This is a genomic window from Pantoea sp. USMM079 (assembly GCF_037153115.1).
Lineage (GTDB): Bacteria > Pseudomonadota > Gammaproteobacteria > Enterobacterales > Enterobacteriaceae > Pantoea > Pantoea communis.
Map to the genome: position 1 here is coordinate 1 of NZ_JBBCKX010000023.1, position 25,848 is coordinate 25,848.

Sequence of the window (25,848 nt, forward strand, 5' to 3'; positions counted from 1 at the left end):
CCGGTGACCGAGATGATCACCGGCGTGGATCTGATCAAAGAGCAGCTGCGTATTGCTGCCGGTCAGCCGCTGTCGATCAAACAGGAAGACGTGATTGTTCGCGGTCATGCGCTGGAGTGCCGTATCAACGCCGAGGATCCGAACACCTTCCTGCCGAGCCCGGGCAAGATCACCCGTTTCCACGCGCCAGGCGGTTTTGGCGTGCGCTGGGAATCGCACATCTATGCCGGCTACAGCGTGCCGCCGTACTACGATTCCATGATCGGCAAGCTGATCACCTACGGTGACACCCGTGAAGTGGCCATCGCGCGCATGAAAAATGCGCTGGCGGAACTGATCATCGACGGCATCAAGACCAACGTCGAGCTGCAGATGAAAATCATGTCCGACGAACATTTCCAGCAGGGTGGCACCAACATCCACTATCTGGAGAAAAAACTCGGCCTGCACGACTAAACCAATCCTCTCGCCGCCATTCTGCCGTTGGCGGCATTTTCTATCCTGACAGTAAAATCTGGAGGTCAGTTTGTCTGAACTTTCCTATGTGACAGGCGACTGTCACTCAGCCTGGTCAACGTATTTGACGCAGGTTGAACGCGTGTTGCCACTGCTGGGCGATCTTAGCCGCTGGGCCGATACGTTGACGCATCCGAAGCGGGCATTAATCGTTGATATCCCTCTGGAAATGGATGATGGCTCAGTGCGTCATTTTGAGGGTTATCGCGTGCAGCACAATTTGTCGCGTGGGCCGGGTAAGGGTGGGGTGCGTTTCCATCCTGATGTGACGTTGCAGGAAGTGATGGCGCTCTCTGCATGGATGACGGTGAAGTGCGCCGCACTGAATTTGCCGTTTGGCGGAGCAAAAGGCGGCGTGCGTGTCGATCCGGCAACCTTATCCCAGAAAGAGCTGGAGCGTTTAACCCGGCGCTATACCAGCGAGATCGGCAATATGATTGGTCCCCAACAGGATATTCCCGCCCCTGATGTTGGAACCAACGCGCAGGTAATGGCGTGGATGATGGATACCTGGTCGATGAACGTTGGCGCCACTACCACCGGTGTAGTGACCGGCAAACCGGTGCATCTGGGCGGGTCACTGGGGCGCGTCAAAGCTACCGGGCGCGGGGTTTTCGTCACCGGTTGCAGCGCTGCAACTAAGCTGGGCATCGATGTGTCTAGTAGCCGCGTGGCGGTGCAGGGTTTTGGTAACGTTGGCAGCGTCAGCGCCGAACTGTTCCATGCGATTGGGGCAAAAGTGGTGGCGGTGCAGGATCACAAAGCCACATTGTATTTGTCCAGCGGAGTGGATATCCCGGCGTTACACACGTGGCAGCAGGCTCACGGTAGTATCGCGGGCTTCCCGGGTGCTGACACCATAGCGGATGAACATTTTTGGACACAGCCTTACGACATTCTGGTGCCTGCTGCGCTGGAAGGGCAGATCACTGCTGAACGTGCCAACCAACTGAAGTGCAGCCTGATTATTGAGGGGGCAAATGGCCCAACGCTACCGGAAGCGGATGATATCTTGCAGCAACGCGGCATTGCTGTGGTGCCAGATGTGATTGCGAATGCGGGCGGCGTGACGGTGAGTTACTTCGAATGGGTGCAGGATTTCTCCAGCTTCTTCTGGAGCGAAGAGGAGATCAATCAACGGCTGGACAGCATTATGCAGCACGCGATTGAAACGGTGTGGCATAAAGCGGATGCGCTGAACGTGACGCTGCGTACGGCAGCTTACGCCGTTGCCTGCGAGCGAATTCTGCTGGCAAGGAAGGATCGCGGGTTGTATCCGTAAACACATTAGTTTGAGAGAAGCCTCGCAAATGCGGGGTTTTTTATTGCCTGAAGTTTGTTCCGTACACTTAGATGTGTATAATATTTTATACACAAATGGAGTGGTGTGGAGCGCACGGAAATGGATGAAAAGGATTTAGACTGGCGTGGTACAACTCTGGAGGACATCAAAATGTTCCCCAATGAGGTGAAAAAGGACGTTGGATTTGAACTTCACAAAATTCAAAATGGACATAATCCCACTCACTACAAGGCTGTAAATCGCTGGGGAGCAGGTGTTATTGAGATCAAAATAAAAGGCGATGATGGCGAATATCGCGTCGTTTATGTGGCAAAATTTGTTGAAGCCATTTATGTCATACATGCCTTTCAAAAGAAAACACAACAAACCAGCCCCAAAGATGTGAATATAATCATCGAGCGTTATAAAGCAGTTATCGAAGAACGGAGAAAATTAACATGACCGATAAAATCGATACCCAGTCGCGGCATATCACCAAAGCGGGCAGCAATATTTTTGCTGATCTCGGATTCGAACCGGCTGAAGCGGACTCCCTTCTGACACAATCTCATGAAGAAATTAACCGAGCCGATGAATTAAAAAAGCAGCTAATGACTGAAATTTCTGAATGGATGACGGCAAGCGGCCATAAGCAGATTGAAGCGGCAAAGATCCTGCACGTTTCCAGACCACGAGTTTCTGATGTGGTTAATCTTAAAACAGAAAAATTTACCATTGATTCGTTGGTGGGTATGGTTGCGGCAATGGGCAAAAAGGTCCAATTAGTGATCGAGTAATTGACCCGTGGCAAACTTAACTGCGAGTAGTCGAAAAAGGCCAGCACTGCTGGCCTTTCAAAATATTAGAACTGATACACCAGACCCAATGCTACCTGGTTATCATTTGGCAGACCCAGTTTGTTATTATCGTCCAGCAGGTTGATCTTATACGCCACAAAGGTCTACATGTTTTTATTGAAGTAGTAGGTTAATCCTGGCTCAAGGAATTTAAGTAAAGCTTCATTGCCCATGAGCCTTTAAGTAGGCTCATTATCAAGAAAACCGCAGGTGCCCATTAAAGCATCTGGGCATAGGCCTCAAGCTGATCGGCAACCATGTCCCAGCCGCTATGAAAGCCCATTTTTTCATGTTCGGCGCGCGCTTCAGCGTTGCGATGCCTGGCAATGGCAACATAGCGGGTCGCATGGGGATTGAGCGGTTCCAGTAGCAATACTGCGGTCATGAAAGGATGCTCAGCAGGTTTCCATCCTTCTGTATAGGTATCGGTAAAGACCAGTTTACGACCCGGTATCAGCTCCAGAAACACCCCTTCGTTGCGCATTTCATTCCCCTCCACCTCAAAAACCGTGTTGAACCGACCACCAGGATGCAGATCGATATCGCAACTGACTAACTTATGAGGCTTAGGCACAAAAAAGTGTTGGAGATGTTCTGGTGTGGTCCAGCAGCGCCAAATCACATCGGCGGGTACTTGCAGGGTACGCTCAAGCTGTAAATCGGTATCGGCATCTAAAATCATCATGTTTTTCCTGCTCGCCGAATGTCATTTCAACAGTGTAGTTGCGAGGCAGAAAACGGGTTAGCTGACCGGGCGGATCCCCTGGCAGAACAGGCTAAGTGTGTGCTGTACAATCAGCTCCGTATCAAACTCCGGCTCATTGGCGAAGCGTGTGAACGGCACGAGGATCATGCTCAGGATGGAGGTCATCAGCAAATCGGGATTCAACGCTGCATTCAATAAACCCTGCCGTTGCCAGCGCACAATCAAAGCCCTGACTTTGTCTCGTCCCGCATGACCATATCGTTCTTTAATGTGCTGACCTAAGCCGTGAGAACCGCTGGTGACTTCTTGCATCCACAGTGGGGCAAACCAGTCATTGTTCAGTACTATGTCAGCGATTTCACGAATAAATCCACTAAAAGTAGTGACAGGGTCACTTTCGTCGTTGTTGAAGTGAGCTTCAAGACGCAGGCGTAGCGGTAAAAAGCGCTCCTCAACCACCACATCTAACAACGATTCGCGCGACTGAAAATAGTAGTTGAGCATTGCCGGACTCACGCCAGCTTTACGTGCAATCGCATTCAGCGAGGTTTCAGCGATGCCGCTTTCGGCATAAATCGCAAGCGTAATATCCAACAGGTGCTCGCGCTGTTGTGCAGAGATGGCACCGCCACGCGGACGCCCAGGACGGCGGGGTTTGGCAGGAGTTGTCTTATCATCAGCTGGGACTTTTTGTGCGGTCATCTTTACGCGCTCACTTGTTTCATGTCAGACTTCGATCAATATTAATTGTGTATTTAATTAATTTCAATTGGTGTCTGATATGAAACCTAAAACACTTGTGCCGCACTCAGGCAGTGGAGAAGAGCGTCTTCCTTCCGTCCGCTTGCTGATGGGCGCATTGATGCTGGTCATGCTGCTTTCCGCCCTTGACCAGACCATCGTCTCGACAGCACTGCCAACCATTGTGGGTGAATTGGGCGGGCTTGATCGGCTGTCGTGGATCGTCACGGCCTACATGTTGGCCTCGACAATTGTTGTCCCGCTTTACGGCAAGTTCGGCGATCTGTTTGGCCGTAAAACGGTGCTACAAATCTCGGTCATCTTGTTTCTCATCGGCTCGGCACTGTGTGGCCTGGCGCAAAATATGGAGCAACTGATCTTTACCCGCGCACTGCAAGGTCTCGGCGGTGGCGGACTGATGGTGGTCAGTATGGCGGCCGTCGCGGATATTATTCCACCAGCAGAACGCGGTAAATACCAGGGACTCTTTGGCGGCGTTTTCGGTCTGGCGACCGTGGTGGGGCCATTACTGGGGGGCTTCATCGTCCAGCACGCCTCGTGGCGCTGGATTTTCTATATCAATTTACCGTTAGGGTTGTTTGCGCTGCTGATTATTAATGCGGTGTTTAAAGCCGATAACAAACGTAAACCGCATGAGATTGATTATCCTGGTGCTGTTTGCCTGAGTCTTGCGCTAGTGGGTATCACCCTGTTTACCAGTGAAGGCGGTACGTTGCGGGCATGGAGCGATCCGCAGTTGTGGTGCATCCTGGCGTTTGGTCTGGTCGGAGTGATTGGCTTTATCTACGAAGAACGTCGTGCATGGGAACCGATTATTCCGCTTGGGCTGTTCCGTAATCGCAGTTTTTCGCTCTCCAGTTTGATGGCTTTTATTGTCGGGATGTCGCTGTTCGGCAGCGTCACTTTCCTTCCGCTCTATTTGCAGGTGGTGAAAGGCTCAACCCCGACCGAAGCTGGGTTGCAGTTGCTGCCGCTGATGGGTGGGCTGCTGGTGACATCGATTATCAGCGGACGCATTATCAGTCGAACTGGTCGGTATCGTCTTTTTCCGATTGGCGGAACCTTGCTGGCGACGGTTGGGATGGCACTCATGACGACGCTGACGCTGCAATCCTCGCTGTGGCAGATTTATCTCTACGCCTGCGTGCTCGGAATGGGCATGGGGATGGTGATGCAGGTGTTAGTCCTGGCCGTTCAGAACAGTGTGACACCCGACCGTATTGGCGTCGCCACATCCTCTGTCACGTTGTTCCGTTCGGTGGGCGGTTCAATCGGGGTGGCGCTGTTTGGCGCGATGTTTAGTCACGTCTTGAAATCGGGTTTGACTGAATTGGTGGAAAAGGGCGATGTATTGCCCGCCACGCTGGACCCGAATGCAGTGCACCATTTGCCGTATGATGTGCAACAAGCGTATTTGCAGGTATTTAGCGCAGCGGTACATGCGGCATTCCAGATGGCGGCGGTGGTGATGGCGCTGGCCTTTATTCTGTCATTATTCCTGCCAGAGTCGCCGTTACGCAGTCAATCCAAACAATAAAATGATACCCGCTTGCCACCATCGGCAGACAGATGCTGATGGTGGGATGAAATAGCAGCAGAGTCGGGCGAATAAATAACCTTGATAGCGAAGATTGGCGAAAGAATAGTTAATTTTTATCCCAAATACATGATGTTACCTTTGCGTAAACTTAAGTAAAAAAGAAGAGGATTAAAAGAATTCAGCGGCGAGCTATTTATTTTTGCAACTTTTTTGCGGTATAAATCTCTAACCACTGTCTCCCTCAGCGAAAACGTCATCTCATGATCAACTCTGCGGCCAGAAAATTTATCGCCTGTCTGTTTGTTATTACCCTGGCAGGTTGCTCTTCCAAAACTTCTCATGCACCTGCGGAAGAGAGTGTCGATGCTTCAACCGATGGTGGTAAGCAACCCGATTTGATTCCCGTGATCGCGGCATTACACGACCAGATGCACTCATGGGAAGGCACCAAATATCAGTGGGGCGGCACGCAATTAAACGGTGTGGATTGCTCCGGTTTTGTCTGGCGAACCTTAAAAGATCGTTTCAATATTCCAATGGATCGTGTCACAACGCGCGAATTAATTGCCATGGGGCAGCCAGTTGATAAGGCGCACCTGCAACCCGGTGATTTAGTGTTCTTTCGTATCAAACACGAGTTACATGTTGGCTTTTATGACACCGACCACCAATTCCTCCACGCTTCGGTTAGCCAGGGCGTGATGCGCTCCTCACTGAATAATCCGTATTGGAAATCGGTATATCTGGAGGCGCGGCGTCTGCCACGAGAACAGAATTCGCAGATCAGCTTTAATTATAAAAATAAAGTGTGATGCAGAAAGTATCCCCGGCCTTGCGCCGGGGATTTTTTTTATCAGAATTGATATGACACGCTAACCGAGAAGTTGCGCGGCTCACCGTAAACATAGTTGTTCATATAGGTGTAGTACTCACGGTCGAATAAGTTATCGACGTTAGCTTGCACCGCAACCTGTTTGGTGACCTGATAACGGGCAAACAGGTTTGCCAGTGGATAGCTTCCCTGATACACGCGCTGGGTGCTGCCATCTGGCGCGCTCACATCTTCAAATACGCGGTTCTGCCAGTTAATACCACCGCCGATAGTCAGGTCAGGCAACATCGGTACGTTGTATCGGGTAAACAGCTTGAACTGGGTTTGCGGTTGATCAGGGTTATAACGACCATCCGAATCACGCGCTACATAGCGCGTTGCGCCGAAGGTTAATTGCAGGTTATCGGTAAGTGCACCGTTCAGTTCAAACTCGGCGCCTTTGCTGCGTGCGCCCTTAGTGGCGGTGTAGGCCTGCTCGCTGCTGTTGTTGACGTACACGCCATTCTCTTCGGTGCCAACATTCTCTTGCTGGATGCGGAACACTGCGAAGGTGGCGGTTAAACGGCCATCATACCAGGCTGATTTCACACCCGTTTCGTAGCTCTTCCCGGTCACTGGGGAGAGATAATGGCCTGAACTGTCGCGATAAGTCTGTGGCTGGAAAATCGACGTATAGCTGGCATAGGCTGACCAGGTATCATTGATGTCATACACCAGACCCGCATACGGGGTGGTATTGTTTTTGGTCATGTTACCGCTGCTACCGTTGGTGCTCCACTCGGTGTAGCGCGCCCCAATAATCAATGACAACGGATCGGCCAATGAGAAACGCGCTGCGGTATAGGCTGACTTCTGACGGATAACGTCATTGGCGTTCAGATACCAACCCTGCCACTGAGGTTCGGCAATATTGCCATTCCAGTTATTGTTGAAAGGGCCCATGTCAGCGGCGGTAATGTCGTACTCATCCAGATCGGTGACGCCATCCTGGCTGTAGGTCTGGTTGTGTTGACGGCTGTAGCTTACGCCTGCCATTAATTGGTGCTGGCGGCCTAACAGCTCAAACGGTCCACTGGCAAAGGCATCAACCGAAGTTTGCTCACGTTTACCGCGGTCCAGACTGCCATATCCTGTTGAACCCTCACCTGTGCTTTCATCTGGATTACCCATGACATATAAAAGCTTGTCACTGAACGTATTCTTGGCATGGGTGCCATTCACATGGAAGCTCCAACCGTTATCGAAGTTGTGCACCAGATCGGCATACACTTTCTGCACTTCAGTGTGGTAGTACGTCCAGTCTGCGCCTGAGTTCAGGCTGCGGTTGTAATGGGTAAGTGACCCGTTGCTGTAGAAGACGGGTAATCCACCCCAGGTTGGGTCGCGAGTATCCGCTTTTTCATAGTCGTAGCCGAGAGAAAAGGTCGTTTTGTCGGTCAAATCCGCATCGACCACGCCATATAGGAATTTCTTGTTTTTATGATAGCGGTCCAGCCAGCTGTCCTGATCCTGATAACCCGTCACCACGCGCCCGCGCAACGAACCCTCGCTGTTGAGTGGCCCTGATATGTCTGCAACATAACGCTGTTTATCCCAACTGCCATAGCTAGCGTCCACCGAACCCGTAAACTCTTTGCTGTCGGCGTGCTTGCGCACCATATTCACCGAAGCAGAGGGACTGCCAGCACCAGTCATCAAACCGGTGGCACCGCGCACCACTTCAATACGATCGTAAATGGCCGTGTCCGAGGCTGCATCACCATAGTTCCAGCTATCACCGACCGAGGTGGGGATGCCGTCAAAGGTGAAGTTGGTGATCTTGAAACCGCGCGAATAGTATTCTGAACGTTCAGAATCCACCAAATTGCTGGTGATACCAGTGGTGTTGTTCAGCACGTCGGTGACGGTTTGCAACTGCTGATCCTGCATACGCTGCTGCGTCACCACACTCACTGATTGCGGGACATCGCGCGGAGTGAGTAGCAGTTTAGTGCCGGCGCGCGTGGTTTTCACCGCATAATCCTGTTTCTCAGTATCACCACTGCTGTCACTGCTGGAGGCATTGACCACCAGATCCTGCTGAGTCGTATCGGCAGCCTGCGCCAAAGTGGGGTTGAGAAGGGCGTGTACTGCCATCGCCAACAATGAAACGCTAAACGCTTTGCGGATGCCTGATTCCCTGCCGTTCGAAGACATAATAGTTTCCGTGATAAATGATTGTTATATGAAGCCAATACGCTTCAGTTGTTATGCTGGTGCTCATCTACCCCCACCAAAAGGGCAGAGTAAACGAAGGTTCGATCTGATTACGAACGCCAATGATAATCATTTGCTTTATAGAATCTCGCAAGGATTCAATTTGAAGTGTAATAATGTGTAAACACGAAGTAATTCAGTCATCTGGAGGGATTTATAACCCGTTAGTTGCTGGTGTTTTCACTTTTATTTGGCAAGATTTGGCACTTTTTTAATATCAGGTAGCGTCAAATCAGGCGGCGAATTGAGTTAGCCGGGTGGAATGAGCACATAAATCTACGCGAATATTTGATTACTTTACGTTAATGCGTATGATTCTCATTCTTCTTGTATTTTCCGCCCGCTACGATGTGGTCGGAGCCGTTCATCCATTGATGGAGTTCAGCATGAAATCGTTGTTTAGCCCGCGTAAAGCCACTGTTGCTATGGCGATCGCCGCAGCATTTAGCCTGACGGCTTGCCAGGCACCTGCCAAAAAAGCTGAGGCACCAGCCGCTGAGACTGTAAAACCGGTTGATACCGCAGTGTTGAAACGCGACCTGGGCGATGGCCTGTACGAAATGGCCTACTCTCCAGCATCGAAAGCACTGTTTGTCGCCAGCGCACAGGCATTCAAAGATGTTAACGGCGGTATGATCTATCGTCTTGATCCTGCGACGCTTGAGACCAAGGGTGAGACTCACACCGATCTGAAAAACTTTGGTACGGCGATCGATGAGCAGGGCAGCGTGTTCTACACCACCAACTCACTGGATGGCGCTATCTCCAAAGTGGACGCACAAAGCGGTAAAGTGCTGCAGCGTTTAGTGTTCCCGGGCAAAATCAGCAAAGAAGGCTACCCAGCGGGTGCGCGTGAAGTGCTGTGGCATGGTAATGAGTTGTATGTCGGTCGAGTGGCCGATCCAGGTTATATCTCCGTGGTCGATACTAAGACCTTCAAACTGAAAACCGAGATTAAAAATGCGGGCAAATGGGTAACGGGCATTATTTACTCTCCGGTTACTGAACGTATTTATGCGGCCAACGGCTCTGGCGAGATCCTGGTGATTAATCCGCGCACCCACAAAATCGAGAAGCGCTGGACAGTCGGTGACGGTAAAGAGTATCTGTTCCTGAACATGGCAGAAGATCCATCCACTGGCCGCCTGTTTGTGACTGACGATTCTAAAGGCAAAGCCACATTGGTCTTTGACGAGCGCACCGGTAAAGTGATCAAGCGTATCGAGGGTGATTCTCTGGGCATTAAATTCGATGCGAAGCGCAATGAGATCTTCATCAGCCAGCGCGAATCGAAGAAAGTGCTGCAGTTGGATGCCACCACTTACGCAGTGAAGAACAGTTGGTCATTCGAACAGAATCCCAACAGCCTGCTGATTGGACCGGATAACAATACCCTGTATGTGACCTTGAAGGCCGAGTTCAATAAAGACTCTTCAACTAAAGGCACCGATGGTATTGCGCGTATTACATTGAAATAAGATTGCGCTATGAAAAGATGCCCTCGAAAGAGGGCATTTTGCTTTTGGAAGAACGAAAAATTAACGATTGAGTTGCCCGGTCAGCCAGAATTTTTTATAGCGTGCAGGTGGAATGCCGACAAGATTATGAAAGATACGATGGAAGTTATTGACGTTATCGTAACCCACGGCGTTAGCCACCTCAGTGACCCCCAGATTGGTGCTCAATAGCAAATTTTGCGCCTCGCCAATTCGGCGACGCGTCTGATATTGTTTGGGTGAATAACCTGAATAATCTTTAAATACGTGCGCCAGATAAAATTGATTCATATTCAATGCAGCGGTGATCGAACTCAGTGCGATATCTTCTTTATAGTGATTATCAATGTAATCTTTGATGCGTTGTCCCAGTAGGGTGTTATTGCTCTCCTGCTCTTGTTTGTTTTCAATCCAGATATTGCGGCACAGTAATAACAGCACGCTCAGTAAGTTATCGCCGATTTCGGCACTAAAGAGCCGTTTGCTGTTAACGTGTGCCCACATCTGATCAAACAACTGGCAAATTTCATCATAAAACTCACCGCTGGGCATCACGGCAGGTTGGGCGCGCGTGGTGAGAACATTGAGAGGCAAGCCATCAACCTTAAGTTGTTCTACGCCGCAACTGAAGATCAATAAATCGTCCGACGCATCAGGGCTTTCGTCATGAAGTACATTCGCGTTAAACAACATGATATCGCCTTGCTTGACGTTATAGCCTCGGCCATCGATGTTGTAGATGCCACTGCCTGAGCGTATGAACATCACTTCAAAGCGGTCATCATGCTTGTGCATGACGCGAGGAATGGCCTCTTCCTTACCTTCTGCTTTGCACATAAACGCCAGGCGCGGACGCAAACTGTTGTCGAAGCCACGGGCGGAGGGATGTTCATTGATGCAAAAGGTAATCATGGTAGCTCCTGTTGGTATAGCGCTATTCTTGCATTAGTTTTCAGCCTCGTAATCATCATTTTTGCTTTTTACTGATATTTAATCCATTGACAGGTAAGGCGTTGATGATTTTAGGAGAGTGCCAGGTGTTGATTTTTGTTTTTTAAACATTGGCTAAAATATAAATTTGATCGTCGTCACACTTTTATTTTGATCAAAATATACCCACACATTAAATACCAGGAAAGCATGATGTTGTGTTGAGCGGCATGAACTTGCAATCAATAGGGATAAGTTGAGGGCTAAAGTGAAAATATCATCAAAATTGCTGTATACGAACAGGTAGAAATACAAAATTGACGAAACCACAGGCGATAAGCGCCATTAAATGCGTGCCATAGTCGCTAAGAGATATTTTAACAAAAATGTGAAAAAATGGCTTTTTTAATCTGTCTTCATTCTTGCTATGTCAACGCATAATATTTGCAATGTGACTTTAATCACTGGTTTTTGTGCTTTTCGTGAGGAATATATGATCTTTCGCACGCTGTTAAATCGTGTGGGCGAGAGCAACTGGTGTTTGGAATTCACTTTGATATAACGTTGTTGTAACGAGAAGGGGACTGACAGCGTATTCAGCGTTGCCAGAAAAATAACAATAATGATGTTGTGCATTAATTAAATGTTCTGATTCAGGCTGCGTAAAATTCCTCAGCGACGACTGACCAAAAATACGGCTTGCAACGGTTTTACCTTACAACCAGATGGAACAGCTATGTATAATAAAACGAACCTGCAAAATCCTCAGCGCATGCGGTTAATCACCATTGTTTCGACGATTGGTGGTTTATGCTTTGGTTACGATACCGGTGTTATTTCCGGTGCGCTGATCTTCATGAAGTATGACCTGAATCTGACACCTGCGCAGGAAGGTTTTATTACCTCATTCCTGTTATTCGGTGCGGCACTTGGATCGTTATTTGGCGGATATTTATCGGATAAACAGGGGAGGCGTAAAAACCTGCTATGGGTTGCAGCTATCTTTATGTTTGGCGCTTTAGGCACTGCATTCGCCTGGGATGTGCCCTCAATGATTGTGGCCCGCTTTATTCTGGGCTTAGCGGTGGGCTGTGCCTCCGTGACAGTACCTATTTATATTTCCGAATTAGCGCGGGCAGATCAGCGTGAACGATTGGTGACGGTCAACGAATTAATGATCGTGACCGGGCAATTCCTGGCGTATTCCGTTAACGCTGCGATTGTAAACCTGTATCCAGAGATGCAGCACAACTGGCGCATTATGCTGGCGATTCCCGCACTGCCGGGTGCGCTTTTGTGGTTCGGGATGTTAATGATGCCTGAATCGCCACGCTTCTTTATTCGCCGTGGCGAAACGGATAAGGCCGTAAAGGTGCTGAAAACATTGCGCCTTCCGGAGGAAGTAGACCGCGAAGTGAAAGAGATTCAGCAGATCGTTAAGGCTGATCAGGTGAAGTTTAATCTGTTCGCTGAGCTAAAAAATCGCTGGGTGATTCAACTGGTTTTGATTGGTTTAATGATTGTGCTGGCCACTCGAGTGACTGGAGTCAACACCATCATGTACTACGCGCCAACCGTCCTGAAAGCAACTGGGCTCGGTGATGCGGCAGCGGTGACCGGCGCGGTGGCAAACGGCATTATCTCCGTATTGGCGACGCTGCTGGGCATGGCGTTGATTGGCAAGCATTCACGCCGAAAAATGTTTTTCACCGGTCAGGCTGGGGTAACCGTTAGCCTGGTGTTGATTGGCCTGGCGTTTAAATTCTTCTTCCACACTGAAACCGTCAACGGAGTGGATACGCTGCATGCCAATTTCGCCAACGCACCTTATGTCATTCTTGGCTTGATGTTGGTATTCCTGGTGTTTATGCAGGGTTGGATTGCGCCGGTATTCTGGCTGATGTTAGCGGAAATCTATCCATTAAGAATGCGTGGTGTCGGCATGGGCTTTGCGGTATTTGGCCTGTGGATCTTCGACTTTATGATCCAATCTATCTTCCCTTATTTGCTTAGCCATTACGGTGGCGGCATGACTTTCGGTTTCTTCGGCGCGACCAACGTCATCATGCTTATTCTGCTGATGAAATATTTACCAGAAACGCGTGGCCTGACTCTGGAACAGATTGAAAAGAAATTTCGTTTTTAACCTGAGGATGAATAAATGACAGTCAAAATCGGCTTAATTGGTCTGGGCATGATCGGCCGGGACCATCTGAAACGTTTCCACCATGTTATTTCCGGCGCGCAAGTCACTGCTGTTTGCGATATTAACCACACAACAGCCGATGCCGTGGCGAACGAATTTGGTGCCACCGCGTTTTATGATGCAGAAGAGATGATCAATTCCGAATTGGTCGATGCAGTCTTTATCTGCTCTATTGGTCCGGTTCACAAAGCGCAAATTTTGGCGGCCTTTAATGCGGGCAAGCCCGTATTCTGCGAAAAACCGCTGACACCAACGGCTGATGAATCGAAAGAAATTATTGATGCAGAGGTCAAAGCGGGTAAGCGCCTTTTACAATTGGGCTTTATGCGCCGTTTTGACCCGGGTTATCAGGCGCTGAAGCAGTCGATTGAGGGGGGCGCGTTGGGCGACATCATGTTGATTCACTGTGCTCACCGTAACCCGTCAGTGCCAGAGAGCTACACGCTCGAGATGGCGGTTAACGACTCCGCCACTCACGAAATCGACATCATTCGCTATTTGCTGAACGAAAATATCACGTCTGTGCGTGTAGACAAGCCGCGTAAGAAAACCCGCCGCGCATTGCCGCACTTGCAGGATCCGCTGATTGTGATCTTCGAAACCGAATCCGGTGTTCGTATTGACGATGAACTGTTTGTGAACTGCCACTACGGCTACGACATCCGCTGTGAAGTGATTGGTGAAAATGCCATTGCCGCCTTGACGGAGCAACAGTTCATCAGTACCCGCTCACTGAACGGCAATGCACAACACATTGCGCAATCTTGCATGGAACGTTTTGCAACGGCTTACGATCGCGAAGTTCAGCATTTTGTTGACAGCGTGCGTGATGGTCGCGAAATGAGCGGCCCTTCCTCCTGGGATGGCTACGTCGTCGCGCTGGTCTGTGATGCCGGTCTGGCCTCGCTGAAAGATGGCGAGAAACATGACGTGGTGATTCCAGAGCAGCCCGCGCTTTATCGCTAATAACCTAACTTCTCGCGAAAAGTGAGGAATGACGATGTTGAAACTGACGGAAGATGCGCTGCATTTGCAATGTTGGGCAGCGAATAAAAACCAAGCCATTGAGATAGCGGCAAAGGCGTTAGAGCAGTCCGGTTATGTAAAACCTGGCTTTATCAATGGCATGTTAGCGCGTGAAAAAAGCGTTTCTACCTATATTGGGGCGGGTATTGCTTTCCCTCATTGTGCGAAAGAGAACCTCGACCAGGTGATTAAAACCGGGTATCAGGTTTTTCAATTTCCAAATGGTGTGAGTTGGGGCGCTGGAAAGGTGGTGTTTGTCGTCGTTGCTGTTGCGGCAACTGAAAATGAACATATTCCACTGTTAGCTGATATTGCCAATTTGCTCGGCGATGAAGTGAAAACCACGTTATTAGCCAATGCAAAAACCAAACAAGAATTTATCGAACAATTTGAGAAAGCGTGATTTACGCACCAGATGAAGGATTAAACAATGAAGCTTGCATTATGTACTGACGTTCTGGCGGATTTACCTTTCGCGGCGATGCTGGATAAAGTTAAAAGCTACGGTATTGAGGGCGTAGAAATGACGGCAGGTGGATGGTCACCCTGTCCGCACGTGAAAACAGAGGAACTTCTGGCCTCGCCAGAAAAACTGGAGAAGTTCAAGCAAGAGCTGGCTGAACGAGAAATGCGCATCGTGGCGTTAAACTGCTCAGGGAACCCGTTGGCACCGGGTGAATTGGGTGAGACACACACGAAAAGTAGCTATCGCGCGGTTGAGTTGGCAGGCAAGTTGGGCGTGAAAAAGATCGTGATGATGAGTGGCCTGCCAGGTGGGGGGCCAGAAGATCGCGTGCCGAACTGGATTACCTCTACCATCTCATGGCCAGATTATATGCCGGGTGTGATCGATTATCAGTGGAATGAGGTGGCCATTCCGTGGTGGAAGAAATTTGTCCAGCACGCTAAACAGCATGGCGTCGAACAAATCGCGATTGAAGAGTTCCCATGCCAATTGGTGTACAACCCCTCGACATTGCTGCGCCTGCGTCACGAGGTGGATGACATGATCGGCATGAACCTCGATCCTTCGCACCTGATTGCGATGGGTGCGGACCCGATTGCTGCTGCACGTAAGCTGGAAGGGGCAGTGTTCCACGTCCACGGCAAGGACGCGCGTATTGAGCGTGGTTTGGCCGACGTTGACGGTTTGATGGAGTATCAACCGGTGACGAACACGAAAACCCGGACCTGGAACTACGTTGCTGTCGGTTGCGGTCAGGATCTGAAGTGGTGGAAAGAGTTCTTCTCTGTATTGCGCATGACCGGTTACAACGGCGACGTCTCGCTGGAGATGGAAGACCTTACCATGAGCGTGGAAGCGGGCTTGCAGACTTCCATTGATGCGCTGAGTGCAACGTTGAGCAAGTAAGTTTTTGCTGTTTTGCAAGCCGCTATCTCTTTGGGATGGCGGCTTTTTTTATGGTCATGATAATCCTCGCATCTCGCATCTCGCATCTCGCATCTCGCATCTCGCATCTCACAGCTCTTAACTCTATTGGGATATACATCACTCAAAGTGATTATGCGTTAGCTTTTAATGCCCAAATTCGCTCAATTTTGATTTGAAAACATCATTACGTATGGCTTTTGTTTAAGAACCATTTATTATATTAAAAGTCCGTGTCGTTATAAGGCATCTGATTAACATTGCGTTATGTGATTGTTAACTCGCGGTGCTGTTACGTTATTCAAATAACTAGATTTTTTACCTTCGCTTTGCGATGGGTTTTGAGCCGTGTCACTAACCAGGGATACACCATGAGTAAGTTGCAAGACCTCCTGCCAGGCGAGGTCCAGTTGTCACGTCGGAGAGTGTTACTGTCCGGCGCTGTGATCGTGGCTGGCGGCCTGATCACCACCACGCTTCCGCGTTTGGCGTTTGCAGACTCGTCGAAAAATTTCATTCCTTTCATGCAGATATCTCGTCTTCTGGTCAATCACAAACTGGATGATACGGTCGGGCAGCGCATGTTGGCGCTGTTGGAACTCGAACAGCCGGAACTCATGACAAATCTCAATCATCTGCTGGCAATTGCCAAAGCCAATAAGGCGCAGATCGTTGAAGATTTCTTCCCGGCGATTCCGGAAGGTGCTTTGCAGCAACTGGCGCACAAAATCATCTTTGGCTGGTATACCGGCTGCCTCGAACCGAAACGTTCGGCAAAAGCGTTCGCTTATGAACAGGCGCTGACCTGGCACACCACGATGGACACCATCACGATTCCGTCTTACGGCATCAGTGGGCCAAATAACTGGCAGCGCACCAACACACCGGTTCTTCCCGTACCGCAATTCTGACCAATAAAAGAAGATAAAATATGGCAGCTCCTTCTCAGTCACCCGTGGTGATCGTTGGCACCGGCGTGGTCGGTGTGGTGATCGCTGAGCAACTGCTTGATGTCGGCATTCCGGTATTGATGCTGGAAGCCGGCCCGCGCGTTTCGCGTGCCGAAATCGTTGAAAATTATCGCAATCTACCCCTGGCGGCCAAAGGCAACCCGATTGAGTGCTACCCGTCACGCGATTGGGCTCCGCATCCGGAACCGGCAGGGGCGGGCAAAGGGTATCTGCAATTAAGCGGCGAAGACTCTTATGCGCAAAGCTATGTGCGCTATGCGGGCGGATCGACCTGGCACTGGGCGGGCACATGTTGGCGCTTAACGCCTGCGGATATGCAATTGCATTCTCGCTACGGCGTTGGCCGTGACTGGGCGTTTGATTATGAGACGCTGGAACCTTATTACGCCCGTGCTGAATATAAACTCGGCATTTGTGGACCGGACGATCCGGCACTGCAATGGCCGCCACTGCGTTCGAAACCTTATCCGATGCCCGCGCTGCCGTTTGGACCGGGGGAAGCACGCTTTACCGAAGTGGTGCGCGAGAAGCTGGGGTTGCATAACATCCCTACCGCGCAGGCCCGTAACAGCGGCATGTCCTATGACGATCGCCCGGCATGCTGCGCCAATAACAACTGTGTGCCGGTTTGTCCGGTGGGCGCGAAGTATGATGGTGCGACGGCACTTTCCCGCCTCGAAGCCAAAGGTGCCACCATCCTTGATAACGCGGTGGTGTGGCGTATTGAAACCAATGCCGGCAACAAAATCGAAGCGGTGCACTACTACGATCAGCACAAGCAAACCCATCGTGTCAGCGGCAAGCTGTTCATCATTGCGTGTAACGGGCTGGAAACACCAAAATTGCTGCTGATGTCTGCTGATTCGCGCAACCCGAACGGCATTGCGAATAGCTCCGATCAAGTCGGCCGCAACATGATGGACCATCCACAAATCACCATGACCTTAACGCTGGATGAACCTTATTGGGCGGGCGTAGGACCGGTGGTGAATAGCGGCATTATGGAAACCTCGCAAGGCGATTTCCGTTCTGAGCATGCGGGTGCTTACTTCCGCTTCAACAACTTTGCGCGCAACCGCTTCGTCACTTTTGGCGCACTGGAGAAAGGGCTGGTGGGTAAAGCACTGGATGAAGAGATCCGCCGCATGACCGCCTGCACCGCCGATATCGTGCTGGCGCATGAGATCCTGCCTGATGCCAATAACCGCCTGACGCTGAGCGATAAAAGGGATTGGCTTGGTCTGCCGAAACCGGCCATTCACTACGATGTGGGCGACTATGTTCGCCGTTCGTACCAGAGCTACTCCAAACCGATCGCTGACAAGATTGCCGAAGCGATGGGCGCGATCGATAAGAAGTTCTCGAAACAATTCAACCAGAGCAAGCACATCATGGGTGGCACCATCATGGGTAACGACCCGGCTAATTCGGTGGTGGACAACGAGTGTCGCGCTCACGATCACCGCAATCTGTTCCTGCCGGGCGGCGGGGCGATGGCAAGTACCGCCTGCGGTAACAGCACCTTGACGATGGTGGCGCTCGCCTTTAAAGCCGCTGATGCCATCGTTAAACAGGCTCTGGAGGCGTAATCATGTTGAAAATAAAACAGATCGCGCTGGTTCTGGCACTGGCGAGCGGTGCCGCTCATGCCGCTGATGATGCCTTGGTCAAAAAAGGTGAATATTTAGCGGTAGCCTCAGATTGTACTGCCTGTCATACCGCTGAACACGGTAAACCCTTCGCCGGTGGCAAAGCGATTGAATCACCGGTGGGTGAAATCATCGCCACCAACATCACGCCGTCGAAGGTCGCAGGGATTGGCAACTACAGTGAGCAGCAATTTGCTGATGCGCTGCGTAAAGGTGTGCGTGCCGATGGCGCCAATCTTTATCCGGCGATGCCTTACACCGCGTACGCCACCTTAACGGATGAAGATGTGCATGCGCTGTACGCCTACTTCATGTCAGGCGTGCAGCCGGTGGATAACACGACGGAAGAGACCCATCTGCCGTTCCCGTTGAATCTGCGTTTTTCGATGATGTTCTGGAACGCGCTGTTCCTGAAAGCTCCGGGTTACACAGCGGATGCGTCACACTCTGACAGCTGGAATCGCGGACGCTATCTGGTGGATGGCGCAGCGCACTGTAGCACTTGCCACACCCCACGCGGTTTTCTGATGCAGGAGAAAGAGGGTGATGCCTTTACTGGTGCGCAGGTCGGCCCGTGGTTCGCGCCGAATATCACCGCCAATGCGGTGAGTGGGATTGGCCAGTGGTCACAGCAGGATCTTATCACTTACCTGAAAACCGGTCGTCTCGCGGGGAAAGCGCAGGCTGCTGGTAGCATGGCGGAGGCGATTACCCACAGCTTCCAGCACTTATCGGATGCCGATTTGGCCGCCATTGCCGAATACATGGGCAGCGTGACGGATAAAGATGCACCTGCGAGCGGCGCTTCGCGCTTCGAACAGGGTAAAGCGGCTCAAAATCTGGTGGCGTTCCGTGGTGATGCATTCAACGCGCCCACCAGCGATGAAGGTGCTCGCCTGTTCTCCGGCAATTGCGCGTCGTGTCACGGCAGCAGCGGCCAGGGAACCAAAGACGCGTTTTATCCGAGCCTATTCCATAATAGTGCTACTGCAGAGCGTAATCCGTCGAACCTGATTGCTACCATTCTTTACGGTGTGCAGCGTCATACCGCCGAAGGTGATGTGTTTATGCCGCCGTTTGGTTCGCAGCCGAACGCACTGAATCAGCTTGATGATCAGCAAGTTGCCACGCTGTCGAACTGGATCTTGCATCACTACGGCAATGTTGACGCAACCGTCTCACCTGATCAGGTGGCGGAGATCCGTCGTGGTGGACCGTCATCACCACTGGTGATGCTGGCGCAGGTCGGGGTAGGCGTCGGTGCGTTGGTGGTAATTGCACTGCTGATGTGGTGGCTGATGCGCCGCAGACATAAAAAATAGATTCGATTTATTCTGTCGCCTGTGATGGCAGGCGACGTTTTTACTGGAAGACACTATGAAGCACTACTCACGCCGCCGCGTGTTGAAGATGGTCGGGCTGGTGACGATTGCCAGCGCCGCAGGCCAGCTTTTGCCGTTGCCGCGCCTTAACGCCGCCCAGTCACCGACCAACGTGGCTGGGCTGGATGATTTTATGCAGGTTTCACAACTGCTGACGCAACAAGAATCCCTGAACGCCACCGTTGGGCGTGCGCTGCTTTTGGCCCTGAGTCAGACGCAGAAAGGTTTTATACCTGCGCTGGCACAGTTGAAGGCGCTACTGCAAAACCAGCCAGAACTGCTGCAGCAAGATCACCTTGCGTTTGTCTCGGATGCGGATAGCGAAAAGTTAGCCAAAGCGATACTCGGTGGTTGGTACAGCGGTGTGGTCGGCAAGGGCAATTACGCGCTGTATGTCACCTACGTGAACACGCTCGCCAATCTGCTGGTGGATGACAAATTAGTGCCGCCGAGTTTCTCCTACGGCAAATGTGGTAGCTGGGCGCAACAGCCCTGATTCAGAAGAGTAATGTCGTTATGAAAAACAATAATTCCGCCGATGTGGTTGTTATCGGCGCGGGCGTTAACGGCTCGCTGCTGGCGACCCGTCTGGCAAAAGCAGGTAAATCAGTACTGTTACTGGAGTCCGGCCCGAAAGTAGCACGCGATCAGCTGGTTGAGCGTTTCCGTGCATCGGCGTTCAAATCTGACTTTATGTCGCCGTATCCGTTCTCGCCCAAGGCACCGCATCCGCGCTATACACCGGAACCGAATGATTACCTGCATCAGGCCGGGCCGCATCCGTTTGCTGCGCAGTACATTCGCATGTTTGGTGGCACCAGCTGGCACTGGGCGGCGCAGTTGTGGCGCTTTGTTCCCAACGACTTCCGTCAGCACAGCCAGTATGGCGTCGGCAAAGATTGGCCAATTGGCTATGACGACCTGGAAGAGTACTACTATCAGGCGGAAGTGATCGCGGGGGTCGGCGGATCGCCGGACAATGGTTCGCCGCGCAGCAAACCGTATCCGATGGAGCGCGTGCCGGCGTCCTGGTTGCAGCAACGCGTGACCGCACGCCTGGCACCCGACTTCACCGTGCTCGATGACAGCACGGGTCGCAACAGCCACAGTTACGATGGCCGTCCGGCCTGCTGCGGCAATAACAACTGCATGCCGCTTTGCCCAATCGACGCCCAGTATCACGGCGGGATTGCCGCACAGCAGGCTGAAAACAGCGGCGTGAAAGTGATCACCGAAGCGGTGGTGTATCAGCTGGAGCACGATGCCAAGGGCAATATCGTGGCAGCCAATTACTATGACTGGAACAAAGTCAGCCATCGTGTCACGGCTGAAACCTTTGTACTGGCCGCCAACGCGATTGAAACCCCAAAACTGCTGCTGATGTCTGTCAGCGATAAATTCCCGAACGGTATCGCCAACGCGCACGATAATGTGGGTCGCAACCTATGCGATCACCCGGCGATAGGCGTGACGTTTGATGTCGATGAAGAGATTTGGCCAGGACGTGGCCCGGTGAGTCCTTGTTCGATTGGTCAGTTCCGTGACGGCGATTTCCGCAGCGAACATTCACCGTTTCGTATCGATATCTCTAACGCTTCACAGGTTGCCTCAGTGACTAAAGAAGCGCTGGCGGAAGGACTGTTTGGCAAGAAGTTGCAGGAAGCGATTCGCTTCCGCGCCGCGCGTCGCCTTAGCATCAAAAATGCGCTTGAGCAGTTACCCGATCCGAACAACCGCGTGACCTTGAGCAGCAACAAGGACGAGCTGGGTTTACCCACGCCATCGCTGTATTGGGACGTGAACGACTATGTCACCAAAGGCACCGAAAAAACGCGTGAATGCTATGACGCGATTGCAGCCAAACTCGGCGCAACCAACATTAAGCACAGCAAAACTGGCAAGTTCTCTAATCGTCAGCACATCACCGGCACGCTCTCTATGGGCCTTGACCCGGCGACCAGTGTGACCGATGCGTGGGGGCGCGCACATGATCATCAGAACCTGTTTATGGTTGGCACCGGTGTGATGCCAACGGTGGGCACCTGTAACGTCACGCTAACGGCAATGGCGCTGGCCCTTCGTACCGCTGACAAAATCCTGCAGGAGACGCAACATGGCTAAGCACTGGAAAGCCCTGCTTGCAGCAGGCACGTTGGCGTTAGCGGTTTCACAGGCGCAGGCTGAGGATCAGCAGCTTATTAAACGTGGCGAGTATCTGGCGGTTGCCGGTGACTGCGGCGCGTGCCACACCGAAGCGGGCAAAGCGCCGTTCAGCGGTGGTCATGCCATTGCCAGTCCGTTAGGCACTATCTTCAGCACCAATATCACGCCATCGAAAACTGCGGGAATCGGTAATTACACCGAACAGCAGTTTGCGGATGCGTTGCGTAAGGGCGAGCGTGGTGATGGCAGTCAGCTCTATCCGGCAATGCCTTATACCGCTTATGCGAAGCTGACTGATGAAGATGTCGCTGCTTTGTACGCCTACTTTATGCAGGGCGTGCAGCCGGTGGATGTGCAGCCAGAGAAAACTGCGCTGCCATTCCCGTTCAATCTGCGTTTCAGCATGGCGGCGTGGAACCTGTTGTTCCTCGATAGCAAACCGTTCCAGCCAGATGCCAAACAGTCGGATGAGTGGAATCGCGGCGCCTATCTGGTGCAGGGGTTAACCCACTGCAGCACCTGCCACACGCCGCGTAATTTCCTGATGGCGGAGCAGCAGGATAAGAACCTGCAGGGTGCTTCACTGGGTACCTGGTTTGCGCCCGATATCACGGCAGCTACGTTGCAGGGCAAACCGCACTGGACGCGTGACATGCTGGCACAGTATCTGGCGACAGGCCATGCCAGCAACGGCGCCACGGCGGGTGGACCGATGCTGGAAGCGATCGATAAGAGCTTCTCGCGTATGACAGCAGAAGATCGCCAGGCTATTGCGACTTATTTGTTACCACAGGATAGCGCCACTGCTGAACCTGCGCAGGCCAATCGCTGGACGCTGGTAAGAGGTGACGATACGCCGCAGGCGGCGTTAAGCGAAGGCGCACAGATTTATCGCAATAACTGTGCATCCTGCCATAACCTGACAGGCGAGGGGCTGAATGGACTGCCGGCATTACAAAATCATCCGGTGCTGAATAAGCCCAATGCGGACAATGTGGCGATGGCAGTACTGCAAGGCGTTTGGCCTGAAAAAGGGCAAGGGATGATTGGCTTTGCCGGTCAACTCAACGACCACCAAATCGCTGCGCTGACTAACTATGTGATGCAAGATATCGGGCACAGCAAGGTGCAGATCAGCGAGGAGCGAGTGAAATCACTGCGTGCTGGTGGTGATGCTTCGCCGCTGATGCTGGTGTCGCGCATCGGCATGGCCGCTGCCGGGTTCATCGTGGTGCTGGGGCTGTTTTGGTTAGGTTTCAGAAGAAAGAACAAACGCTAACGGCTTTGTCCTATGACAAATAGTCAGCTGTTGTTAAGATGCGCTTTTACGTTATCTAGCAGGAGCTGGCTATGTTTTCAGGTCTTAGTGCCTTTCCGCTGACCCCGGTCAATGCGACAGGCATTGATGAAAAATCCTTTCTCTCGCTTCTCGCGCGTCTAACAACGGCAAAAGTCGATTCACTGGGCGTGCTGGGTTCAACCGGTAGCTACGCCTATTTCACCCGCGAGCAGCGCAAGCGCGTGGCGACGCTGGCCGTACAGCATGCGGATGGCATTCCGGTGATGGTTAGCATTGGCGCAACCAGCACAGATGAGGTGCTGCGACTGGCGGAAGATGCGCAGCATGCAGGCGTAAGCGCTTTATTATTACCTGCTGTTTCCTACCAAAAGCTTACTGAAGAAGAAGTGTTTGGCTTCTATGCCGAGGTGGCGCGGAATGTTTCGCTGCCCATCTGCGTTTATGATAATCCCGGCACGACCCACACCGAGTTCTCAAATGATCTTTATGCACGGATAGCCGCGCTTCCCAATATCGCTTCCATCAAAATACCGGGTGTGCCTGCCGACATGCATTCCGCAGCCCAGCGGGTGAGCGCATTACGTGCGCAACTCCCCGCAGAGATAAGCATTGGTGTCAGTGGTGATGCATCGGCCGGCAACGGTTTAATGGCGGGATGCGATGTCTGGTATTCCGTATGTGGCGGCTTATTTCCCAACACAGCATTAGCGCTGACACGAGCCGCTCAGGCGGGCGATTTCGCTGCTGTCGTTGAGCAATCCCAGCGACTGGAGCCGCTTTGGACGCTGTTCCGTCAACATGGCGGCAGTATTCGCGTGATAGCGGCCGCAGCGGCACTGCTTGGGCTGGCGGAGGAAAACAACTTGCCGCGCCCGCTACGTGCTTTATCCAGTGAGCATCAACGGGAAGTACTCCAGGTGATGAGATCGCTGGAGTTGGCCTAGCTCAGTTAACTATTAGTGCGATCATAGTTTTCGCACTAATAGTTAAGCTTGATATAGTTTACATGGTTATTATTGTTTCCATCGAAGGCACACAGCCTTCTCATCAAACAAACCAAGGAATATGACCATGAAAACTATTAAAGCTATGTCAATCGCCGCTGTTGCCGCTCTTTCTCTGATGTCTGCTGCCAGCTTCGCACAAACAGTGACTGCAACTTCTCTGACTCTGGATGGAGCAGAAGCGAAAATTGCTGCTCAGGCTCATCAGCAGAATGAACAATACAAAATCATTGAAGCCAGCAACGGTAACGTCGTGCACATGACCGCAGAACTGTACAAATAATATCGGATGGTTGCACAGGGAAGTGCCGGGAAAGGCCGCCTTACGGGGCGGCTTTTTCCGTCTTAACACTCTCCGTAAAAGGGGCAGTCCCATGAAACAGAATCATCAAGATATTGATCAGCAAGCCAGCGCATTTGTCGATGCGTTAAGGGCGCAACGCCAGGCTCATATGCCGATTATGCGATTCCATCAGTGGCCGCACTTTATCTCCACGGTTAAATCGCTGATGGCAAAATCCTGATTGTGGCGTCGGTAATGTTAAAGCTCAATACAGTCGCTGTTTGGCGGATAACGTTTTCGCCATTCTGTCGGTGGTAAATCAAAATATTGTTTGAAAGCGCGAGAGAAATGGAGTTGATCGTTGTAACCCACCGAACAGGCAATCACTTTGATGGGTAATGATGCATCTTGCAGTAAAGTTTTCGCCATGTTCATACGCGTGCGCAATAAATACTGTTTAGGTCCTACACCCAACGCTTTTTGAAACATTCGACTCAAATAACTGCGGTCAATTCGGCAATGGTTCGCAATATCACTGACCCCGATGGGGTTCTGATAGTTGCGTTCGATAAAGGCAATGGCATGATCCAGCTGCTTGTTATCATTGCTGGTGGAGACAGCACTATTTTTCCCGCCACTGATTAATGCATCGAATAATAAGCAGGTTAATCCAGCCAGTTTGATCGGACGGTCGGCGTCTTCAGCAATCAATAATTTCCATACCTCCTCCAGTTCCTGATGACCTCGCGGTAATGCTGCCGTCCAAACGGGGGTCTCTCGGTTAAGCCCGCAAAGCTCAAAGGTGCGCTGCGCTATCAATCCATCTACCTCTAGCCACATATACTCCCAGGGTATTTTCTTATCGGCAGAGTAGGTGGTTATCTGATGCGGGAAGATTAAAAAAGCTTCCCCGGCTGAAATATCCCAACGTCCCTGTTCAGAAAGTAAACTTCCTCTGCCAGCCATAACATAGTGCAATAAATAGTGTTGGCGTACCGCGGGGCCGAAAGTATGAGCGGGCACACACGCCTCGTGGCCAAACTGATAAATATTCAAACCAAAATGCAATATATGTTCAGGTAGTAAATATTTTTCCATATGTAATCATCAACGGGAGGGGATGCTTGAACTTTCTATCACACATTTTAAGCGGCTAGCACGCCGATTTACCTGATAAAAGGCAATGTGAGATATTCATCACACTTCCTTAACGGCGATACCATTCTGCTATAAGGATGTCACATTTATACATATCGCTTCGCCTGGCCGTTGTTTATGTTTTAACGACACAGTCGTG

The 25,848-nt window shown here is 51.3% G+C and carries 26 protein-coding genes; 20 read left to right on the forward strand and 6 right to left on the reverse strand.

What is annotated here, in order from left to right:
* From WFP70_RS21415 to WFP70_RS21430, 4 genes are all read left to right on the forward strand, one after another.
* Positions 1 to 456 (forward strand): ATP-binding protein (locus WFP70_RS21415; protein WP_442956364.1); only part of this gene is annotated, 456 nt, incomplete at its 5' end.
* A 70-nt stretch (positions 457 to 526) separates the two neighbouring features.
* The gene (locus tag WFP70_RS21420; RefSeq protein WP_337024371.1) at positions 527 to 1,798 is read left to right on the forward strand and encodes a Glu/Leu/Phe/Val family dehydrogenase; all 1,272 of its coding nucleotides are present in this window, start codon (positions 527 to 529) and stop codon (positions 1,796 to 1,798) included.
* Between the two features lie 120 nt (positions 1,799 to 1,918).
* Entirely contained in the window at positions 1,919 to 2,260 is a 342-nt protein-coding gene (locus WFP70_RS21425) for a type II toxin-antitoxin system RelE/ParE family toxin (RefSeq protein WP_058961005.1), read from the forward strand.
* On the forward strand, positions 2,257 to 2,595 hold the full coding sequence (locus tag WFP70_RS21430) for a helix-turn-helix domain-containing protein (protein WP_160867467.1): 339 nt from the start codon (positions 2,257 to 2,259) through the stop codon (positions 2,593 to 2,595). The genes WFP70_RS21425 and WFP70_RS21430 overlap by 4 nt, the downstream gene beginning before the upstream one ends.
* A 65-nt stretch (positions 2,596 to 2,660) precedes the next feature.
* On the opposite strand, the gene WFP70_RS26830 is transcribed toward WFP70_RS21430, so the two are convergent.
* The 3 genes from WFP70_RS26830 to WFP70_RS21445 all read right to left on the reverse strand — a co-directional run bounded on the left by WFP70_RS26830 (position 2,661) and on the right by WFP70_RS21445 (position 4,063).
* Complete coding sequence (locus WFP70_RS26830) at positions 2,661 to 2,753, reverse strand: hypothetical protein (RefSeq protein WP_442956365.1); 93 nt, start codon at positions 2,751 to 2,753, stop codon at positions 2,661 to 2,663.
* Positions 2,754 to 2,872: 119 nt separating this feature from the next.
* Positions 2,873 to 3,337, reverse strand: coding sequence for an SRPBCC family protein (locus WFP70_RS21440; protein ID WP_337024421.1), 465 nt, complete (start codon positions 3,335 to 3,337; stop codon positions 2,873 to 2,875).
* A 60-nt stretch (positions 3,338 to 3,397) separates the two neighbouring features.
* Positions 3,398 to 4,063 (reverse strand): TetR/AcrR family transcriptional regulator, encoded by a 666-nt coding sequence (locus WFP70_RS21445; protein WP_337024372.1) that lies wholly within the window; start codon positions 4,061 to 4,063, stop codon positions 3,398 to 3,400.
* Between the two features lie 79 nt (positions 4,064 to 4,142).
* Here WFP70_RS21445 and WFP70_RS21450 point away from each other — a divergent pair, with 79 nt between their 5' ends.
* Positions 4,143 to 5,660 (forward strand): MDR family MFS transporter, encoded by a 1,518-nt coding sequence (locus WFP70_RS21450; protein ID WP_166934455.1) that lies wholly within the window; start codon positions 4,143 to 4,145, stop codon positions 5,658 to 5,660.
* A gap of 263 nt (positions 5,661 to 5,923) precedes the next feature.
* Positions 5,924 to 6,475, forward strand: a complete 552-nt coding sequence (locus WFP70_RS21455; protein ID WP_034829917.1) for a C40 family peptidase — start codon at positions 5,924 to 5,926, stop codon at positions 6,473 to 6,475.
* Between the two features lie 41 nt (positions 6,476 to 6,516).
* On the opposite strand, the gene fhuE is transcribed toward WFP70_RS21455, so the two are convergent.
* Entirely contained in the window at positions 6,517 to 8,691 is a 2,175-nt protein-coding gene (gene fhuE / locus WFP70_RS21460; RefSeq protein ID WP_337024373.1) for a ferric-rhodotorulic acid/ferric-coprogen receptor FhuE, read from the reverse strand.
* A gap of 446 nt (positions 8,692 to 9,137) precedes the next feature.
* Between fhuE and WFP70_RS21465 the strand changes: the two genes are divergently transcribed.
* Positions 9,138 to 10,229 carry a YncE family protein gene (locus WFP70_RS21465; protein ID WP_337024374.1) on the forward strand — a complete coding sequence of 364 codons (1,092 nt, stop codon included), beginning with the start codon at positions 9,138 to 9,140 and terminating at the stop codon, positions 10,227 to 10,229.
* 60 nt (positions 10,230 to 10,289) lie between these two features.
* Here the strand turns inward: WFP70_RS21465 and WFP70_RS21470 are convergent, their stop codons facing one another.
* Positions 10,290 to 11,159 carry an AraC family transcriptional regulator gene (locus WFP70_RS21470; RefSeq protein ID WP_160867471.1) on the reverse strand — a complete coding sequence of 290 codons (870 nt, stop codon included), beginning with the start codon at positions 11,157 to 11,159 and terminating at the stop codon, positions 10,290 to 10,292.
* A gap of 754 nt (positions 11,160 to 11,913) precedes the next feature.
* On the opposite strand from WFP70_RS21470, the gene WFP70_RS21475 reads away from it, so the two are divergent.
* From WFP70_RS21475 to WFP70_RS21535, 13 genes are all read left to right on the forward strand, one after another.
* Positions 11,914 to 13,323 carry a sugar porter family MFS transporter gene (locus tag WFP70_RS21475; protein ID WP_337024375.1) on the forward strand — a complete coding sequence of 470 codons (1,410 nt, stop codon included), beginning with the start codon at positions 11,914 to 11,916 and terminating at the stop codon, positions 13,321 to 13,323.
* A gap of 15 nt (positions 13,324 to 13,338) precedes the next feature.
* On the forward strand, positions 13,339 to 14,349 hold the full coding sequence (locus WFP70_RS21480) for a Gfo/Idh/MocA family protein (RefSeq protein ID WP_034829912.1): 1,011 nt from the start codon (positions 13,339 to 13,341) through the stop codon (positions 14,347 to 14,349).
* A 34-nt stretch (positions 14,350 to 14,383) separates the two neighbouring features.
* On the forward strand, positions 14,384 to 14,812 hold the full coding sequence (locus WFP70_RS21485) for a PTS sugar transporter subunit IIA (RefSeq protein ID WP_283216872.1): 429 nt from the start codon (positions 14,384 to 14,386) through the stop codon (positions 14,810 to 14,812).
* A gap of 27 nt (positions 14,813 to 14,839) precedes the next feature.
* Positions 14,840 to 15,781 carry a sugar phosphate isomerase/epimerase family protein gene (locus WFP70_RS21490; RefSeq protein ID WP_337024376.1) on the forward strand — a complete coding sequence of 314 codons (942 nt, stop codon included), beginning with the start codon at positions 14,840 to 14,842 and terminating at the stop codon, positions 15,779 to 15,781.
* 389 nt (positions 15,782 to 16,170) lie between these two features.
* Positions 16,171 to 16,710, forward strand: a complete 540-nt coding sequence (locus WFP70_RS21495; protein WP_337024377.1) for a sugar dehydrogenase complex small subunit — start codon at positions 16,171 to 16,173, stop codon at positions 16,708 to 16,710.
* A 20-nt stretch (positions 16,711 to 16,730) separates the two neighbouring features.
* Positions 16,731 to 18,359 (forward strand): GMC family oxidoreductase, encoded by a 1,629-nt coding sequence (locus tag WFP70_RS21500; RefSeq protein WP_337024378.1) that lies wholly within the window; start codon positions 16,731 to 16,733, stop codon positions 18,357 to 18,359.
* Between the two features lie 2 nt (positions 18,360 to 18,361).
* Complete coding sequence (locus WFP70_RS21505) at positions 18,362 to 19,741, forward strand: c-type cytochrome (protein WP_058960992.1); 1,380 nt, start codon at positions 18,362 to 18,364, stop codon at positions 19,739 to 19,741.
* 55 nt (positions 19,742 to 19,796) lie between these two features.
* Positions 19,797 to 20,297, forward strand: coding sequence for a sugar dehydrogenase complex small subunit (locus WFP70_RS21510; protein WP_337024379.1), 501 nt, complete (start codon positions 19,797 to 19,799; stop codon positions 20,295 to 20,297).
* Positions 20,298 to 20,317: 20 nt separating this feature from the next.
* Complete coding sequence (locus WFP70_RS21515; protein ID WP_337024380.1) at positions 20,318 to 21,922, forward strand: GMC family oxidoreductase; 1,605 nt, start codon at positions 20,318 to 20,320, stop codon at positions 21,920 to 21,922.
* A complete protein-coding gene (locus WFP70_RS21520) occupies positions 21,915 to 23,243 on the forward strand; it encodes a cytochrome c (protein ID WP_337024381.1) in 1,329 nt (442 codons plus the stop codon). Before WFP70_RS21515 ends, WFP70_RS21520 begins: the two co-directional genes overlap by 8 nt.
* Before the next feature lie 71 nt (positions 23,244 to 23,314).
* On the forward strand, positions 23,315 to 24,208 hold the full coding sequence (locus tag WFP70_RS21525; RefSeq protein WP_337024382.1) for a dihydrodipicolinate synthase family protein: 894 nt from the start codon (positions 23,315 to 23,317) through the stop codon (positions 24,206 to 24,208).
* Between the two features lie 127 nt (positions 24,209 to 24,335).
* The gene (locus WFP70_RS21530) at positions 24,336 to 24,551 is read left to right on the forward strand and encodes a YdgH/BhsA/McbA-like domain containing protein (protein ID WP_058960987.1); all 216 of its coding nucleotides are present in this window, start codon (positions 24,336 to 24,338) and stop codon (positions 24,549 to 24,551) included.
* A 91-nt stretch (positions 24,552 to 24,642) separates the two neighbouring features.
* Positions 24,643 to 24,792 carry a hypothetical protein gene (locus WFP70_RS21535; protein ID WP_166934474.1) on the forward strand — a complete coding sequence of 50 codons (150 nt, stop codon included), beginning with the start codon at positions 24,643 to 24,645 and terminating at the stop codon, positions 24,790 to 24,792.
* A 17-nt stretch (positions 24,793 to 24,809) separates the two neighbouring features.
* Here WFP70_RS21535 and WFP70_RS21540 read toward each other — a convergent pair whose 3' ends face one another.
* Entirely contained in the window at positions 24,810 to 25,649 is an 840-nt protein-coding gene (locus WFP70_RS21540) for an AraC family transcriptional regulator (protein ID WP_337024383.1), read from the reverse strand.
* Positions 25,650 to 25,848: the final 199 nt, after the last annotated feature.